Origin of the sequence: Bifidobacterium longum subsp. infantis ATCC 15697 = JCM 1222 = DSM 20088 (genome assembly GCF_000269965.1) — a bacterium.
In the GTDB taxonomy this organism is placed as follows: Bacteria; Actinomycetota; Actinomycetes; order Actinomycetales; family Bifidobacteriaceae; genus Bifidobacterium; species Bifidobacterium infantis.
Genome location: NC_017219.1, coordinates 363,298 through 380,454 on the forward strand (window position 1 = coordinate 363,298; position 17,157 = coordinate 380,454).

Annotated in this window: 15 protein-coding genes and 1 tRNA gene; 13 read left to right on the plus strand and 3 right to left on the minus strand. The window is 61.0% G+C overall.

Features of this window, described 5'->3' with window-relative positions:
• The first annotated feature begins 70 nt into the window (after positions 1 to 70).
• From BLIJ_RS01620 to BLIJ_RS01630, 3 genes are all read left to right on the plus strand, one after another.
• The gene (locus tag BLIJ_RS01620) at positions 71 to 1,141 is read left to right on the plus strand and encodes a hypothetical protein (RefSeq protein ID WP_012576747.1); all 1,071 of its coding nucleotides are present in this window, start codon (positions 71 to 73) and stop codon (positions 1,139 to 1,141) included.
• Complete coding sequence (locus BLIJ_RS01625; RefSeq protein WP_012576748.1) at positions 1,141 to 2,148, plus strand: DUF8094 domain-containing protein; 1,008 nt, start codon at positions 1,141 to 1,143, stop codon at positions 2,146 to 2,148. Before BLIJ_RS01620 ends, BLIJ_RS01625 begins: the two co-directional genes overlap by 1 nt.
• A gap of 247 nt (positions 2,149 to 2,395) precedes the next feature.
• On the plus strand, positions 2,396 to 3,370 hold the full coding sequence (locus BLIJ_RS01630) for a tetratricopeptide repeat protein (protein WP_012576749.1): 975 nt from the start codon (positions 2,396 to 2,398) through the stop codon (positions 3,368 to 3,370).
• Positions 3,371 to 3,452: 82 nt separating this feature from the next.
• On the opposite strand, the gene BLIJ_RS01635 is transcribed toward BLIJ_RS01630, so the two are convergent.
• Positions 3,453 to 4,079, minus strand: a complete 627-nt coding sequence (locus BLIJ_RS01635; protein ID WP_012576750.1) for a CYTH domain-containing protein — start codon at positions 4,077 to 4,079, stop codon at positions 3,453 to 3,455.
• A gap of 97 nt (positions 4,080 to 4,176) precedes the next feature.
• Here BLIJ_RS01635 and BLIJ_RS01640 point away from each other — a divergent pair.
• The 10 genes from BLIJ_RS01640 to BLIJ_RS01685 all read left to right on the plus strand — a co-directional run bounded on the left by BLIJ_RS01640 (position 4,177) and on the right by BLIJ_RS01685 (position 14,708).
• A tRNA-Arg gene (locus tag BLIJ_RS01640) sits at positions 4,177 to 4,252 on the plus strand.
• Positions 4,253 to 4,597: 345 nt separating this feature from the next.
• Entirely contained in the window at positions 4,598 to 4,987 is a 390-nt protein-coding gene (locus tag BLIJ_RS01645) for a Rid family detoxifying hydrolase (RefSeq protein ID WP_007054771.1), read from the plus strand.
• Between the two features lie 182 nt (positions 4,988 to 5,169).
• A complete protein-coding gene (locus tag BLIJ_RS01650; protein WP_041981660.1) occupies positions 5,170 to 6,087 on the plus strand; it encodes a lysophospholipid acyltransferase family protein in 918 nt (305 codons plus the stop codon).
• Positions 6,088 to 6,180: 93 nt separating this feature from the next.
• Positions 6,181 to 7,182: an NAD(P)H-dependent glycerol-3-phosphate dehydrogenase gene (locus BLIJ_RS01655; RefSeq protein ID WP_012576752.1), complete on the plus strand. Its 1,002-nt coding sequence runs from the start codon at positions 6,181 to 6,183 to the stop codon at positions 7,180 to 7,182.
• A gap of 186 nt (positions 7,183 to 7,368) precedes the next feature.
• Positions 7,369 to 8,556 (plus strand): D-alanine--D-alanine ligase family protein, encoded by a 1,188-nt coding sequence (locus BLIJ_RS01660; RefSeq protein ID WP_012576753.1) that lies wholly within the window; start codon positions 7,369 to 7,371, stop codon positions 8,554 to 8,556.
• Between the two features lie 305 nt (positions 8,557 to 8,861).
• Positions 8,862 to 10,028 (plus strand): ABC transporter substrate-binding protein, encoded by a 1,167-nt coding sequence (locus tag BLIJ_RS01665; RefSeq protein ID WP_012576754.1) that lies wholly within the window; start codon positions 8,862 to 8,864, stop codon positions 10,026 to 10,028.
• Between the two features lie 9 nt (positions 10,029 to 10,037).
• The gene (locus tag BLIJ_RS01670) at positions 10,038 to 10,985 is read left to right on the plus strand and encodes an ABC transporter permease (RefSeq protein WP_012576755.1); all 948 of its coding nucleotides are present in this window, start codon (positions 10,038 to 10,040) and stop codon (positions 10,983 to 10,985) included.
• Positions 10,982 to 11,902, plus strand: a complete 921-nt coding sequence (locus tag BLIJ_RS01675; RefSeq protein ID WP_014484552.1) for an ABC transporter permease — start codon at positions 10,982 to 10,984, stop codon at positions 11,900 to 11,902. The genes BLIJ_RS01670 and BLIJ_RS01675 overlap by 4 nt, the downstream gene beginning before the upstream one ends.
• Positions 11,903 to 11,906: 4 nt before the next feature.
• The gene (locus tag BLIJ_RS01680) at positions 11,907 to 13,193 is read left to right on the plus strand and encodes an ABC transporter ATP-binding protein (protein WP_014484553.1); all 1,287 of its coding nucleotides are present in this window, start codon (positions 11,907 to 11,909) and stop codon (positions 13,191 to 13,193) included.
• Between the two features lie 483 nt (positions 13,194 to 13,676).
• Positions 13,677 to 14,708 (plus strand): CPBP family intramembrane glutamic endopeptidase, encoded by a 1,032-nt coding sequence (locus BLIJ_RS01685; RefSeq protein WP_041981662.1) that lies wholly within the window; start codon positions 13,677 to 13,679, stop codon positions 14,706 to 14,708.
• Positions 14,709 to 14,746: 38 nt separating this feature from the next.
• Here the strand turns inward: BLIJ_RS01685 and BLIJ_RS01690 are convergent, their stop codons facing one another.
• On the minus strand, positions 14,747 to 15,544 hold the full coding sequence (locus BLIJ_RS01690) for a mechanosensitive ion channel family protein (protein WP_012576759.1): 798 nt from the start codon (positions 15,542 to 15,544) through the stop codon (positions 14,747 to 14,749).
• A 178-nt stretch (positions 15,545 to 15,722) separates the two neighbouring features.
• Positions 15,723 to 17,156, minus strand: coding sequence for an aspartate ammonia-lyase (locus BLIJ_RS01695; protein WP_012576760.1), 1,434 nt, complete (start codon positions 17,154 to 17,156; stop codon positions 15,723 to 15,725).
• Position 17,157: the final 1 nt, after the last annotated feature.

Below are 17,157 nucleotides of genomic sequence, written 5' to 3' on the forward strand. Positions count from 1 at the left end.
CCTACTGGTAAACCTTGATTTTCTGCGCTCCTAGGTAATAAACAGGTGAAGATTGTAGAATGGTTGAGTTATGAGTGCTGAAGAACAGACTACAAGACCGGATAAGGGCGCCAAGCGTCCATCCCGTCATGCCAAGATCATGCGTGGAGTGGTGACGCCTATCTTCGGCCTATTGGCCGTGGCGGCTGTGGTGTTGGGGTACATGAATGCCACGATATGGAAGCCCTCCACTGAAATCACCGCTTCCGCAACCATGAGCGGCTCCCGGTATGCCGTCACTGATCCGAATGTGCTGACCTTGTTGGATCAGAACGCCACGATAACCGTGGACTCGGGATCCTCTCAGGACGAGGCGTGCGTGGCGTTGGGGCCGGCCAAGGATGTTGCCGGATGGGTCGCGTCCGAGAAGTCCTATACCCGCATCACCGGATTGGCGTCATGGAGCGAGCTGAGCACCCGGAAGGGAAGCAGCACGAGTCAGGGAGCGCCTACCAGTGCCGATGGCGCGGTGTCGTTCAAGGATTCCGATATGTGGACTGACGTGAGATGCGGCACTGGGTCCGTTTCGCTGGAGAGCAAGAAGACCGGCGCCTCGACGGTAGCCATTGTGGATCTGGGCGAAAATGTCACCAACGCCAAGGTGCAGCTGCACTGGGTGCGCTCCGCAGTGCCGGACTTTGCGATGCCGTTCTATCTGTCCGGCGGATTGCTGGCCGTGCTGGCCGTACTGTGCGCCTCCGTGTTCGCCATGCCGCCGCATAAGCGCCGCAAGCGCATGGTGGAAGGCACGGCAAGCGCCGTAATTGAGGAAGAGGCGCCCGCCAGCATCGCAGTGTCCGGGAAGCCGGATGGGGCAAGTCGACGTAATCGTCGCCGCCACGCCACGCATCAGCGTTCGGGCCGTGCGTCCTCGCAATCTGAAGCCACCGAAACACCGGTTATCATCGACCCAAGTTCGCGTAACCTGGTCGCCGACCAGCAGACCGGTGCCGAGAGCGGCGCTGAGACCGGCTTCAGCGCCGGCGATAACGAAGCGACTTCGGTAATCACCCCTGACGAACTGCAGGCCTACTTCTCCCGCTTGGCCCAAGAGGTCAATACCGGAGACGACTCGGCCGATGCCGGACAGGAGGAAAGCTGATGAACAAGCGATGGAACAAACTGTGTGTGGCCGCCCTCGCCTGCGTGGCGTTGGTCGTGCCGTTGACCGCCTGTGAAGGCCGGCTGCCGACGCCGGCTGCTGATACCTCCACCAAGGTTGCGCCGGATTTGACCGAGACGCAGGAGAAGAAGATTCGCCTGAAGATTCTCAAGACGATCGATGAAGCCGATCAGGCCAAGAATCCCGATGGATATGCGGCCGTTATGGGCGGGCCCCAGCTGGACATTCGCATCAGCCAGACCACGATCAATCAGCGTGGCGGCGGTATGTCCCAATATGCGACCATTCCCAAGGACATCGCCCAGACGGTGATTCCTACGGACGACGGATGGCCTCGCTCGGTGTTCACCATCACGACCACCACCGAAGATCAGCAGTCCAAGCGTTTGCTGGTCTTCGATCAGGAATCCGCCCAGCAGAATTACAAGCTGATGGCCATGGCTCGACTGTTTGAGGGAGCCAAGCTGCCAAAGTTCGAGATTCCGACTCTTGGCTCGCAGATGGGCACCGCAAAGGATGAGAAGCTGGTGGCCACTCCCGCCGATGCCTTGACCCAATACGCCGATGTGCTGCAGAACGGCTCCAAGAGCCAATACGCTTCCAAGTTCGCAGACGATCTGCTGCGCCAGGAACTGGCCAATACCACGGCCAAGGTGCAGGAAGGTATGCAACGCAACAATGGTACGCAAGAGCAAAAATTCACCGCTGTGCCTGAACAGATGTGGGTGATGCGTGCTGCAGACGGTGCCGGTGATTTGGTGGTTGGCCGTATTAACGGCGAATGGACTCGCAAGGCAGGGGATGGCCGCGAATCGCAGCCGGCTTCCGACGACGAGAAGGCGCTGTTCAATAGCGACAAGTACACCAGCACCATGAAGGTCACGTATGTGAACGTGGTGGCCTTGTACATTCCGTTGGCAAGCTCCGGTGCGCAAATCACCGCAGTGGGCGCCGACCGTCAGCCGGTAAAGGTCGAAGCGCTGTAATTGTTGCCGCCACCCACCGCGCGGTTAACGTCCCACCACGATGTGATTCGTCCACCACGATGTCGATAAAATCTTACCTTTCGCATAATGGTGCCGTTTGGGGTCACATCGTGGTGGGCGTTTTGCTACGTGGTGGGAATTTCACCGCGTAGTGGAAGAATCACTACGTGGTGGGAATCGGCATTACAATCAATGTCAGCAAATGTGATTGTTGTTGTACGCGAATCGCGTGGAATCGGGAGGCATTATGGCAGAGCAGCAGTTCAATCCGGGAGTCTCATTGGCGGGTGCCGTCGATTTGGAGGCGCTGAAGCATCAGGTCAAGGCCGAGCCCGGCCAAGCGGGCGGCGCGCCTGCCGCTGGTGGGTACGTGATCGACACCACCGAAAACACCTTCCAGGCAATGGTGCAGACTTCTGCGACCTTCCCGATCCTGTTGCTCCTGTGGGTGCCGACCGATGACCGCCTGTTCCCGATGGCCCGTGTACTGGGCGACGCGGTGAATGCCCTGAACGGCCAGATTCAGCTCTCCCGTATCGATATCTCGTCCAATCCCTCGATTGCCCAAGCGCTGCAAGTGCAGGGCGCGCCCGCACTGTTTGCGTTGATTGCCGGCCGTCCGATGCCGCTGTTGCAGGGCCTTCCGGGTGACGACGAGCTCAAGCAACTTACCGACGAGGTGATTCCGAAGATCATTCAGGCCGCCGCACAGTCTGGTGTGAACGGTACCGCGCCGTACTCGGGTGATCCTGATTCCGATGCCGCCAAGAGCGCTGGTGCCACCGGTGCCGGCGCGGGTGCTGAGCAGGTGCCGCCGGAGCATGCCGAAGCCCATCGTTTGGCCGAGGAGGGCGATTACGCCGGTGCCGCCGCCGAATACGAGCGCGTGCTCGAATCCGACCCGTCCGATGCACTGGCCGCCCGCGAACGTGCGAAGGCGCTGTTGCTGGCCCGCTCCAGGGCCGCTGATGTACGTGACGTACGTGCCGCTGCCGCCGCAGCGCCGGACGATGTGGAATCGCAGTTGGCCGTGGCTGATATCGACATGATTGGTGGCCAGATTCAAGACGCTTTCGACCGTTTGCTGGACTTTTTGGCCGCCGGGCACAAGGCCGATATCGAGCAGGTTCGCAAGCGTCTGCTCGAATACTTCGCCATCCCCGAACCCACCGACCCGCGTCTGGCCCGCGCCCGCCGTCGCCTAGCCACCCTCATGTACTAAGTGGTTTTGGCTCCCCTCTTTGAGAGGAGCTGTCAGGCGTAGATGACTGAGAGGAGCGCGCGAGCGTACTTGACTGCTTCCCCTAAACCATCCGATTCTTCCCGAAATACTGCTGGAATCTTGGCCCCTCCAGCGCCAGCTCCTCCTCGAAATCGTCCGCCCACTTACAGAACGGACGGTTGGCGAGACCATCGTTATTGAATCGCGCCTGATCGGTGATTTCGGTGATGCAGAATTTCGGAATCGTCAGATTGGTAACCGGCCCGGATCGTTCGGCCTCGGCTACGATGAGCGGCGCGTTCGGCCCGCCGAACACGTCCACGCTCCAGCCGTCTTCCGCAATCCACACGGAATACCGGTTCTTGATGATTACCGAGCCGCCGCGCTTGATGAGTTCGGCGGCGATGCGCGTGTCGATCTCGCGCTCGACCTCGTAGCGCGTGCCACCCACGGACGGACCTTTGACGGTGATATACGCTTCCGAGAACCGGTCGCGGTACTCGTCCAGCACGGCCACCGGATTTACGTCGGGCGTCATGTCGACGTGAACCTTGTGCGAGACCAGCCGCACGCGCAAGGCGTAATTGTCGGCATGCACGTAGTAGCTCTGAATAATGAGGGTCGGGGCGTCGCCGTCGTCGTATTCCGCCGGCAGCTCGCGGCAGAAGAAGCGGCGTTCGTATTCGAAGTCATCTGTAGGTTCCGACATAACCTCATTGTAGAGCCGATGATGGCGATTTTCTCGTTATTTTGGCGACGTATGTGCCTCATGCAGCGTGATGTGGTGTACAGTAAAGAAGTTACTCGGGTTTGTAGCTCAGTGGATAGAGCGTCTGTCTCCGGAACAGAAGGTCGTGGGTTCGATCCCCATCAAGCCCACCAGCATGGCTTTCGGCTAGCCGCCGGAAGCCTTTTGCATATTCGGCGCGTGCTGGTGCTGGTGCTGGTGTCGGCAATGGCAAGGCTGGTGATGCCGGCTCGCTTGGGTTGTGGAAAAACCGCCCGGTTTGGCGAGAAAGGTAGCCGAATCGTCTGGAATAGCAAGGAATAGTCTGTTGATGGCCGTATGCCGGGCATCATGCGCGCTAAACGCGACTTCGCTCAGTAGACTGCTACGTAATCGGCATTGCCAATCGTTGCCGATCGTGCGATTGGTCGTAGCCGGTGGTGATGTGTACCGGCGCCGGCCGCAGCAGGTGGGCGCCCCAAGATGAGAAGGAGCACAATATGAGCGAAAAGATGGAAGCCGTAGCCACTTCCGAGGCGCCGGCCGCGCTGGGCGCATACAGCCAGGCGGTGAAGGCCAATGGCTTCGTGTTCGTATCCGGCCAGCTGGGCATCGATCCGGCCACCGGCGAACTGGCGGGCGAGACCGCTGGAGAGCAGGCCGCGCAGGCGTTGAAGAACATCAAGCACATTCTCGACACTGCCGGCACCGGCATCGAGCATGTGTGCCGTGCCACCATCTACCTGAAGAACGTCGAGGACTTCAAGGAAGTGGACGCACGTTACGCTGAGGCGTTCATCGGCTCCGTCAAGCCCGCCCGCGTGGCCTTTGGCAACAACATGATTCCCAAGGGCGCGCTCGTGGAGATTGACGCCATCGCGGTGGAGTGATTCGAACGTTTCCCCGGCGGCCCGTCTGCGCGCATGGTGTGTGCAGACGGGCCGCCGCGTATTGTGCGACGCATTCCCGGGAATGTCGCGCTAGGCGGGGGTGTGAGGTGTGGTTCCGCGGCACATTCCCGGGAATGTTGCGCTGGAATCGTTGGGCGGTGGTCCGTGCCACAATAGAGACCATGGCATCCAAAGGAAAACCGTCGCCGCGTTCGGCCGTCAGCCCGCTGAGCGACGCCCAGGTCGAGCGTCTGGCCGCCCGTCATACGCTTGTGGACCCGACGCAGTATTACCCGACCGGCCCTCGCACGCCCAATCAGCCGGAGATCGACGCGCAGAACCCCAAGGCCACGAAACGGTTGCTGGCCGGCGTGTCTGGGGTGTTCCGCGCCAGCTGCAAGACCAAGGCCTGGGGCTTGGAACAGGTGCCGGAAACCGGACCGTTCATCACCGCCGCCAGTCATATCACCATGTTTGATGTGTTCGTGCCGATGATGAGCCTGTTCCACATGGGCCGCCGCCCCCGGTACATGGCCAAGGCCGAGATGGCGAAGTGGCCATTGATCGGCAAGTGGTTCCAGTTGGTCGGCATGCAGCCGGTGCAGCGTCATTCGGGCAAGGCCAAGCAGATCGAAGAGACCTCGATTGATATTCTGACGTCCGGCCGCCCGCTGACGGTCTGGCCGGAAGGCACCGTGACCCGCGACCCGAAAAAGTGGGTGATGAGCATTAAGGAGGGCGTGGGATATATCGCCCTTGAATCCTCGCGCAGACTGGGGCATCAGGTGCCGCTGTACCCGGCGGTGACGTGGGGTGCCGCCTCCATCAACCACTGGTGGCCATGGCCGCGCAAAAACGTGGTGATGTGCTATGACCATGCGCTCGATTACTCCGATCTGCTTGCCGACATGGACTCATGGGGTGAAGAACCGCCTGCCGAGGCCGTGAACGAGCTGATGTGGCGCGTGCTCAAACGCATGAACACAGTACTGGAGGAAATTCGTGGCGAACAGTTCCCCGCTGAAGGCTACTGGGACTACCGCAGCATGAGTCGCAAGCCTTGGCCTGAAGCCGGCGGCCCGTTCCCGGCTGAGAAGTAGCCGCACCGGTTCCCGTACGGGGAGCCTAGGCGAGTAGCATGGCACAAGATTGTACCGATGAAGTTGCGCGACAAGCGAAGGTAGGAATTTGATATGGGTAAAAATATAACGGTTCTCGGTGCAGGAGCATGGGGTACCGCTTTCGGCCAAGTGCTGGCGGACGCCGGCAACACGGTGACCATGTGGGCCAAGGAGCAGCGGATTGTCGAGGACATTCGCGATCGCCACCACAACGCCGTGCGCCTGCCGTCCGTCGAAAAGTTGCCGGACAACATGACCGCCACCGGGGATCGCGCCGAAGCCGTCAAGAACGCGGACATCGTGGTTGTGGCCATCGCCGCGCAGTTCGCGCGAGTGGCACTCGTCGAATTCAAGGGACTGATTCCTGATCACGCCATCGTCGTCAGCCTGATGAAGGGCATCGAGCGTGGCACCAACAAGCGTATGGACGAAGTCGTCCGCGAATCCCTTGACCTGCCGGCCGACCGGTTCGCCGCCATTTCCGGACCGAACCTGTCCAAGGAAATCGCCGATCGTCATCCTGCCGCTACCGTGGTGGCTTGTACGAACCTCGATAATGCCACGAAGGTGGCTGAGGCATGTACCACCTCCTATTTCAAGCCGTTCGTGACCACCGACGTCATCGGCCTGGAAATGTGCGGCAGCCTGAAGAACGTGACCGCGCTGGCCGTGGGCATGGCCCGTGGTGCCGGCTATGGTGAGAACACCGCAGCCATGATCGAAACTCGTGGACTGGCCGAACTGACCGCGCTGGGCGCAGCTGCTGGCGCCGATCCCAAGACCTTCTTCGGCTTGGCCGGTGTGGGTGATCTCATCGCCACCTGTGGCTCTCCGCTGTCTCGTAACTATACGTTCGGCGCGAATCTCGGCAAGGGATTGACGGTCGAGGAGGCCACCAAGGTCAGCAACGGTGTGGCCGAAGGCGTGCCCACCACGGATGCGGTGGTGGCTCTTGGCGAGCAGCTTGATGTGCCGACCCCATTGGCGTATCAGATGAGCCGCGTGCTGAACGAAGGCATTTCCTGCTCGGAGATGCTTGCCGGACTGTTCGGGCACGAGGTTACCGGCGAATAACGAGAGAAGCGACGTATACGTGGCGTATACGTTGTACGTGCAAAGTCGTGTGGCGTATACGTCGTTGACGTGCGCGAGTAGACTGGTGTGTGTCTCTTGTGCGCGGCGGTCCGAGCGCGGTTCGGTCCGGTTGGCGGTGCAAAGCATAGGCTTGAAAACGGTTGTAGTTTCAATAAAAGGATGGTTATGGCCAAGAAGCGTGTTGTGGTGCTCTATGGTGGGCGTGCAGACGAGCATTCGATTTCCTGCATCTCCACTGCCGGTGTGCTGGGGGCCATGGACACTGAACGGTTCGAGCCGATTCCGGTCGGCATCACCAAGGACGGCAAGTGGATCATCAACGGCGAAGATCCTCGTGGCTGGAACTTGGACGGCGGCGAGCTGCCGACCGTAAAGATCACCCCGGAATCGCGCCCGGTGATGCTTGACCCCTCTCGCGGCCAGGACGGTTTCTTCATCGGCGAGCCCAGCCACATCAATTCCGCCGATTCCGGCTTCGGCACCAGCTTCGTCAGCATGCCCGACCCGGAAATGCACCATGCGCTGACCTCCCTTGGCCATGTGGACGCGGTACTGCCGGTGCTGCACGGCCCCTATGGCGAGGACGGCACGGTTCAAGGCCTGCTGGAAATGATGGGTGTGCCGTACGTGGGGTGCGGAGTGTTTGCTTCCGCCGCCTGCATGGATAAGCATTACACCAAGGTGGTGCTGGGTGCCGCCGGCATTCCCACCGCGCCGGGTGTGACGGTCGATGCGCGCAACTTCACCGCCGCCGATGTGCTTGCCAAGATCGAGGACGCCGGTCTTACCTATCCGCTGTTCATCAAGCCTTCGCGCGCAGGCTCCAGCTTCGGTGTGACCAAGGTCGAGAAAGCCGATGACCGCGAGACCCAGCAGGATCGTCTGGCCGCCGCCATCGCCACCGCCGGCGAGCACGATTGGAAGGTGCTCGTCGAACAGGGGATTGATGGCCGCGAAATCGAATGTGCCGTGCTGTGTCCGAAGGCCGGTGACGAGCCTGAAGCCAGCTGGCCCGGCGAAATCGTGCTCGATCATCAGAACGACGACCAGTTCTACGATTTCGACTCCAAGTACATGGATGCCTCCGCCAGCCACGTGGAAGTGCCTGCCAATCTGCCAGTCAGCGTGCTTGAGGACGTGCGTGACGTGGCCCGGCGTGCGTTCAAGGCCGTGGATGGTGCCGGCTTGAGCCGTGTGGACACCTTCGTGACGCCTGATGGCACGGTGATGGTCAACGAAATCAACACCATGCCCGGCTTCACGCCGATTTCTATGTATCCCAAGGCTTGGGATGCCACCGGAGTGAGCTACACCGAACTCATCACGCGATTGATTGAGGGTGTGCTGAGGTAGATCGAGGGCGTGCCGCGGTAGGCGCTGCGCGGCGGGCGGATGACGTGGGTCGGCCGGTGGTCGGCCCACGGACGACACGTCGTCCGTTGTCGTTGCCGTGCCCGTTCCCGTCGTTCGTTCATGCCGGGTTTCCCTAAGTTCAGCGGACGGACACCAAATGGCGAACGCAGTTCATCGTCGCGCCACCGTCAGGACAGGTTGGACGCTTAGTTTCTTCTCTTGGATTTGCAGGCCGTGCGGATGCCGCGCATCACGGGCCTGATTCCCCAGACCATCGTCTGGATGATGTTGAGAAAAGGAACAGTATGAACAACCTGTGTAAGATCGCGGCCGGCTCCCTTGCCGCCGTACTCGCGTTCTCGATGGCCGCCTGCGGTTCGAGCAACGCCTCCTCCGATGGCACCGGCGAAAGCACCGGCAAGGCCGTCACCGTGAATGAAAAGTCCGCCAAAGCCATCTCCCTCGCCGACTTCGGCACCATGGAAGACCTCGAGAAGGCCGCCAAGGAAGAAGGCGCGCTGAACGTCATCGCCTTGCCGCATGATTGGTCCAACTACGGCGAGGTCATCGAGGGCTTCAAGAAGAAGTACCCGGAGATCAAGATCACCGAGCTCGATCCGAACACTTCTTCCAAGGAAGAGCTCAATGTAGCCAAGACCAACAAGGGCACCGACGCCGCCCCCGATGTCTTCGACGTCGGCCAGGCCATCGCCGCCACCTCCACCGACTATTTCGCCCCGTACAAGGTGCAGGCCTGGGACAAGATTCCGGACGAGCAGAAGGACGCCAATGGTGCCTACTACGCCGACTACACCGGTATCATGTCCGTGGGTTGGAACGCCGACAAGTACGGCGATGTCACCTCCCTGAACGACCTGCTCGATCCGAAGTTCGCCGGCACCGTGGCCATGAACGGCAAGCCCACCGAGGCCGGCGCGGCCTTCAACGGCTATCTGATGGTCAACCAGCTCGCCGGCGGCGACATCAACAACCTGCAGCCCGGTCTCGACTTCTTCAAGAAGCTCAAGGAAGCCGGCAACCTGACCACCATCGATGTGACCAACGGCACCATCGACTCCGGCCAGGTCGGTGTGGTCTTCGACTGGACCTACAACCAGGCCTCCTACAAGAAGGAACTCAAGTCCAAGGGCGTGAACTGGAAGTACAAGACCTTCCCCAAAGCTCAGGTTGTCAGCTACTACAACCAGGCCATCAACAAGGACGCGCCGCACCCCGCCGCCGCACGCCTGTGGGAGGAATACCTGTACACCGCCGAAACCCAGAACCTGTGGTTCAAGGGCGGCGCCAACCCGGTGCTGCTCGACTCCATGAAGGCGGACGGCACCGTCGACCAGGTCACCCTGAAAGACGCCATCACCATCGAAGGCCAGCCGGTCACCTACAGCAACGATGACTCCACCCGCATCACCGAGTGGCTTCAAAACAACTGGGACAAGACGATCGGCAACTGAGAGTCCACGATGACCGCCGCAATCGCACCCATCGCACCGAACGGACCCGTCGCCTCCAAGGCCGCGGGTCCGTCCGCCGCATCGTCCCCCGCTTCGTCCGCACTGGCGAAGCATCGTCAGGAGCTTGGCACGCTCGCCACCACGCTCCCGTTCTTCGCCTACACCGCCTGCTTCCTGCTCGCACCCACCGTCATCGTGATTGTCGGTGCATTCCAGGACCGCAGTGGCAACTTCACGCTCGCGAACTTCAATAAGATGTTCGAGGCCAACACCATCGCCGCATTCGGCACCTCGATCCTGGTGTCTTTAGCATCCTCTCTGATCGGCGCAGTGGTGGGCGCACTCGCCTCCTACGCGCTGGTCATCGGTGCCAAGCCGAACGGCCTGCTGCGTCGTATGGTCTCCGCCATCTCCTCCGTGCTTGCTCAGTTCGGCGGCGTGATGCTCGCGTTCGCATTCATCGCCACCATCGGCATCAACGGCATCGGCACCATGCTTATCGAAACCCTGACCGGCTATACCGTGAACCCGAACTGGCTCAGCTCCCTGCCGGGGCTGGTGACCGTCTACTGCTACTTCCAGATTCCGCTGATGATCATCATCTTCCTGCCCGCGGTCGATTCCATTCGTCCACAGTGGCGCGAAGCCTGCGAGTCGCTCGGCGGCAATACGTTCCAGTACTGGACGCGTGTGGCCTGTCCGATTCTGGCACCCCGCTTCATCTCGGCGTTCCTGCTGTTGTTCGCCTCCGCGTTCTCCGCCTATGCGACCGCCGCCGCCCTGTTCTCCCAGCGTTCGATCCTGGTGCCGCTCATGATCCAGGGTGCCATGCGCAACGAGATGGACCCCAACCAGCAGGGCTTCGCGCAGGTGCTGGCATTCGCAATGATCATCGTCGTGGCCATCGTCATGCTGCTGAGCCACGCCGTGGAAAAGAGGGCCGGACGTTGGCAATGACTTCCCGAACCATACGCACCGTCGAAACCGTCGGCACCGAGACCGGCACCGTCGGCACCGTCGAAACCGTCGGCACCGGCGTCAAGCCGCCGCAATTGCGCGCCGCCCGCGCGCGCAAACAGAGCATCATCAAATTCGTGATCCTGTTCGTCACCCTGGCGTTCCTGTTCGTGCCGCTGCTGGCCATGCTCATCTTCACGCTGCGGCACCCGTTGTCCGGTCGCTGGTCGGCCGCGCCGTGGACGGCGATTTTCACCGGCAACGGCGAATCGTTGGGCGCCGACCTGAGCGTGCTATGGCAGGGCGTCGGCATCTCGCTGTCGTTGAGCGCCGTCACCGTCGCGATCATGCTCATCCTGCTGGTGCCCACCATGGTCATCGTGCATATTCGGTCCAAAGCCTTGGAGCGTGCGATCGAATGGGTGGCTACATTGCCGCTGACCATTCCGGCCATCGTGCTGGTGGTGGGTCTTGGGCCGATCTACCGCTGGCTGTCCGCCGACGTGCTGAGCACCAACCCAATCTGGCTGTGCTTCGCCTACGTGATTCTCGTGATGCCGTTCGCCTTCCGCGCGATCGCCGTGGGCCTCAACTCCATCGACGTCAAGACGTTGGTCGAAGCCTCCCGATCGCTCGGCGCCTCCTGGCCCAAAGTGTTCTTCAAGGTGATCATCCCGAACCTATGGCAGTCGATTCTCTCGGCATCCTTTATCTCCATCGCCGTGGTGCTGGGCGAATACACCGTCGCCTCGCTGCTCGGCCGTATGAACCTGCAGGTCGCGCTCTACCAGCTCGGCCAGTCCAATTCTCAAATCTCCACTGCCATGTCGCTGCTGGCTCTGCTCTTCGGCGTGGTGCTCCTCGTTGCGCTCGACCTGATCTCCGACGCAATGCGTAAGTCAAGGGAAGGTAAGTGACCCGATGAACAACGATTCAACTCCCACCCGTCAGGAAACCGGTACCGCAGTGGACGCTGCCCCGGTGTCCCCGGCCATCCCGGCAGCCGTGTCCTCCACCGCCGAGGACGCCTTCAAGAACGATCCCACCGCTACCCTCGAGGGCGTGCGCGGCAAGGACGTGACCAAGGCCGCCAAGGCCCTGCTCAAAGACACCGTCAAGCGCGGCGGTGGTTCCATTCAGATGCAGAACGTCGTCAAGATCTATCCCGGCTCCACCGTTCACGCGCTCGACGACTTCAACCTGGACATCAAGCCCGGCGAAATGGTCGTGCTGCTCGGTGGATCCGGTTGCGGCAAGTCCACCGCGCTGCGATCGCTTGCCGGTCTCGAAGATATCCAAGGCGGACGCATCATGGTCGGCGGACAGGACGTCACCGGTGTGCCGGTGAACAAGCGCGAGATGGCCATGGTGTTCCAGGCGTACTCGCTGTTCCCGCACATGACCGCCCTTGAGAACGTGGAATTCGGCCTTGAAGTGCGCGGCATGGGCAAGACCGAACGCCGCAAGATCGCCATGGAACAGCTGGAGCTCGTGGGGCTTGCCGATCAGGCCAAGAAATACACGCAGCAGATGTCCGGCGGCCAGCAACAGCGCGTGGCCCTGGCCCGCGCGCTGGCCGTCAAGCCGCGCGTGCTCCTGCTCGACGAGCCTCTTTCCGCCCTCGACGCCAAGGTGCGTGTGCAGCTGCGCGACCAGATTCGCCGCATCCAACTCACCACCGGCACCACAACCGTCTTCGTGACCCACGATCAGGAAGAGGCGCTGGCCGTGGCCGACCGCATCGGCGTGATGAACAAGGGCAAGATCGAGCAGATCGCCGCCCCGCAGGACCTGTACCAGCGCCCCGCCACCGAGTACGTGGCCACGTTCATTGGACTCACCAACCGCCTGCCCGGCGCATCCAATGGCGACGAGGCCGTGGTCTTCGGCCAGCGCGTGCCGCTGCTCGCCGGCTCCGCCAAGGGCGATTCCGTGGCCGTGCTCGTGCGCCCGGAGAACCTGATGCTGGCCTTGGCTGGCAGCAGCGATTCGCACGTCGGCGAACGCGCCCGCGTGGAGGTCATTCACTTCCTTGGCTCTTTGGTTCGTGTGGACACGGTCATCACCTCCGGCGAATACCAGCGCTGGAACAAGGGTGAACAGCTCAAGGCCACCGTGCAGCTGCCCGCCAGCGAGCTGCCGGCCGGTCTGGCGGTGGGCGATGACGTGATTGTCGCCCCGCGTCCGGTCGCCGCGCTCGCCTGCTGAATGGCGCTGCGATGATCGTGCGGTTCTGTTCTGTTTTTTGTGACTGTACGATCGTCGAATGGCTTATCGGCAATGATGTGTGTGGGACGGCGGCGATTTTTGGGCGATTATCGCGTGCCGTCCCACGCCGGTGCGGGATGGCATGAACGTCAAACGATGTACATTCGTGCCGTCCCACAGAATGTATTGGGGAATCGTTGCAATGACGCCATTTCTTCGTGCGGCGTCACCAGTCATATGTGGAGTGGTGTGGGCCGCCGCGAAAAAATTGGGTAAAATCGCGTGGCGTCCCACAGTAATCTTGCAGAGTAGGGGACTTTCTCGTCATTGGGAATGATTGACGTTGATCATTCCTTGCCCATTGATGATTTCCTCCCCATTCCCAATGCAATCGAAACGCCGTGCCGTATTCTTGAAGAGTATTGCACGTGTGATCGGTCCGTTTGCGGCCAGTAACTATGGGGGATAAGTATGAGCAAACCAATGCCGCCGGCGCAGCAGCCGCAGGTACCTGAGCGACCACAGCAGCCGCAACAAACCCCGCGCGATTGGTGGTTCACGGCCCATCGCCGGTTTTCGACAATCGGCTCGGCGCTCGCCATTATGATGGTGTTCTGGATCGGACTGAATATTCTGGCCACTGAAGCACTACGAACGCTGCTTGGCGCCGATGTGCCCGCTTGGGCTGTGTTGCTCGCCTCCTCCGGGCCGCTGTATGTGGTGGCCATGCCGCTGAGTATGTTGGCTTTCACTCGCGTACCGGTTATTCGCACCCGGCAGTACCCCATGAAGGCGGGGGAGTTCATTCAGATTTTCGTCATGTGCATTCCGGTAATGCTCTTGGGCAATATGATTGGCAATATATTGTCTGCCGGAGCCACTGATGGTCAGGCCACCAATCGCATCAACGACGTGATTCTTGGCAGCGACTGGCGGGTGAACGCATTGTTCATAGGCCTGTTGGCACCGGTTTGCGAAGAATGGATTTTTCGCAAGGAGATTATCTCCCGCCTGCGCCGGTACGGAGAAAAGACCGCAATCATGTTCTCCGCATTGGCATTCGCGCTATTCCATATGAACGTGTTCCAGTTCTTCTACGCCTTTGGCCTAGGACTGATGTTCGGATATGTATACACACGCACCTCCCGACTGCGGTATTCAGTGGCTATGCACATGCTGATCAACCTGAACGGGTCAGTACTCGCCCCATTGGTGATACAACAGATCGATCCCCGCATCCTCGACGGCACAATCAGCGAGGCCGAAATCATGCGTATGGCTGAAACCGGCAACATGGGCGGCATGGGCATCATGATGTTGTACGGCACAGTGATGTTGGGCCTCTGCATTGCCGGTATCGTGCTGCTTATCACCAAGCGCAAGATCTGGGAGTTCTATCTTGCGCCAGAGGAGTTGCCTGCTGGGCTTAAAATACGCACCGCCTATGCCAATCCCGGCGTTATCTCGTACCTACTGTTGACTGTGATTCTCACCGGTTGGATGCTGTTCGCATGACTGTCATAGCCGGACCCAGAGAGGCGAGCCGGGAGATATCACAGATTGTCTGACGAGCCGCCATCTTCAACAAGGTATTTGGTGCCCGAGCCGGCGATGGCTCGCGCCGCCATATCTTTGATGGTGGAAGGCAGTACACCCTCGCGCGCGAACACAAGCACTTGGCCGGTCATGCCGTAAGGGGAGAAGCCGGTGAACTTGACCAGCGGTGGCTGGCCCTCCAGTGCCACGTCGGCGGTGGCTTTGGTTACGCGGTCGAGAATATCCTGACTGATAGCGGACGGGTCGCCGGAGGCCTTGGCCGTGAATTCAAGCGTGGCCATGCCTTCGCTGACCGGCGTGAGCTTGGTCAGGGCGGCGGTATTGAGTACCGAATTGGGGATGACCATCATGTCCCCGGAGCGGGTGCGCACTACGGTCTGACGCCAGGTGATGTCGTGCACGGTACCTGTGACGCCTTGAATGGTCACCAGATCGCCGGGTTGGATTACGCGGCCCAGCATCAGGCCGAAGCCGCCGATGATGTTGGCGATTGTATCCTTCAGACCCAGCGAGATCGCCACACCTCCAACACCAAGGGCGGTGACCAGGGTGGTCGGATTGATGCCGAACACCGGTTGCAGCACCATCGCCGTACCGGTGACCCAGATGGTCACGCGCGTGAGATTCACGAAAATCGAGGCGCTGGGAATCTGCGAACTATCCAGAACCCTGCGCAGCACGCGGCTGATCACGCGATCGGCCGCGAACACGACGGCCAGCACGACGGCCAGCCAGATGAGCTTGCCCGCATTGACCTGGAACCAGTGTGCGATGTCTTGTGCATATTCGGTCATATGCCCTACTGTATCGACCATTTCTGGTGAAGTCGTAAACATGCGGGCCCACGTCGGGTTTTGGCCGTTGCGGTGGTGCTGGTGGTGCGATACCGGTGGTGCCGTCGGTGGCGTGCCGCCGGTGGCACCACCGGTATCGCGGTGCAGCATCGTCGTGGTGATGACGTCGCCGTGACGCCTAGTCCCGATGCTCGCGGCAGGTCTGTCCGAGGCCCCTGGCCAAACGAATCGGGTCGAGAATCTCATCCAGTTGCTCGGCGGGCAGATCGGTGCGTTCGCCGGCCACCTCGCGCACGGTGCGACCGGTGCGCACGGCTTCGGCGGCGATGTCGGCCGCATGCTCATAGCCGATGTAGTGGTTGAGTGCGGCGGCGATCGACGGCGAGGATTGGGCATACGAGCGTCCCAGACCGACGTGGATCTCGATGCCCTCCACGCAATTGACGCGGAATGTCTCCATGGCCCGCGTCAACAGGGCCATGCCGGTCAACAGCTCGTGCACCATCACCGGGTCGAAGGCGTTCAGTTGCAACTGTCCCTCGGCCACGGCCCAATTCACGGTCACGTCCATGCCGAAGATCGTGAAGCAGCACTGGTTGACGCATTCGGGGATCACCGGGTTCACTTTGGCCGGCATAATCGACGATCCGGCCTGGCGAGCCGGCACGTTGAGATCGTTGAAACCGCAGCGCGGCCCGGAATTGAGCAGTCGCAAATCGTCGGCGGCCTTCTTCAGGTGCACGGCGAGGCTCTTGATGGCAGCCGACGTGGCCACGTACGCGCCCATATCCGTCATGGCGGCCACCGGATCGGGCGCGGCGGTGACTGGCAGCCCGGTGATGTGCGCCAGATGCTTGATGGCGGACTTGCGGAACCGCAGATCCGCGCAAATGCCGGTACCGATGGCGGTGGCACCGAGGTTGAGCTGGGCCAGCAACGGCACCACGCGGTCGAACGCGGCCAAATCGGATTTCAGCAGCGTGGCGAACGAATGAAACTCCTGACCATAGGTCATCGGCACGGCGTCCTGCAGTTGCGTACGGCCGATCGTCACGTCATTGATATGTTTGTCGGCCAGATCGTGGAAGGCCTTGGCGAGTTTCTTGGTGGACTCGGCGAGCGGCCCGATCGCGTCGATAAGCGCGAGTTTGCAGGCGGCCGGGTAGGTGTCGTTCGTGGACTGCGACTCGTTGACGTCGTCGTTCGGATGGATGTATGTGTAATCGCCGCGCTGGTGGCCGGCGATTTCCAGCGCACGGTTGGCGATCACCTCGTTCATGTTCATGTTCGACGAGGTGCCGGCACCGCCCTGCATCACATCGACCGGGAACTGATCGGCCAGTTTGCCGGCCTCGATTTCCAGGCAGGCGGAGCGAATGGCCTCGGCCTTGGCCGGGTCGATCAGGCCTAATTCCTCATTGGCGATGGCGCAGGCGCGCTTGACCGTGGCATAGGCGCGAATCAGCTCGGGATGTTGGCTATCGGTGATGCCGGAGACCGGGAAGTTGCCGATAGCGCGCTGGGTGTGAATGCCCCAGTAGACGTTCGCCGGCACCTCCATCTGGCCGATGCAGTCATGTTCCAGACGGGTTTTGTTCGATGTTTCGCTCATG